1 pseudogene is annotated in these 266 nt (G+C 71.8%); it reads right to left on the reverse strand.

Annotation, left to right across the window (positions count from 1 at the left end):
* A pseudogene (locus tag FQ668_RS27585) lies at positions 1-266 on the reverse strand (phosphoglucomutase, alpha-D-glucose phosphate-specific); the annotation flags it as partial.

The raw sequence follows: 266 nt of genomic DNA on the forward strand, positions 1-266 counted from the left end.
CCTCCAGCAGTTCGCGGCCACGAGCCGCCGCGACGCGGTCGATCAGCATGGAGGAGACGAGGGTCTTGCCGATCGCGGCGTCGGCGCGCCATCCGGGGCGGTGCGCGCACAGGTAGTCGATCGCGACGGCGAGGAAGTGGTTGGGGTTCATCAGCCCGGCGTCAGGGGTCACGATGCCGTGTCGGTCGGCGTCGGCGTCGTTGCCCGTGAGCAGATCGAAGTCGCCGCGGCGGGCCACGAGCGCCGCCATCGCCGAGGGCGAGGAA

The sequence above is a fragment of the Pseudomonas sp. Kh14 genome (genome assembly GCF_900291005.1).
Taxonomy (GTDB): domain Bacteria; phylum Pseudomonadota; class Gammaproteobacteria; order Pseudomonadales; family Pseudomonadaceae; genus Aquipseudomonas; species Aquipseudomonas alloputida.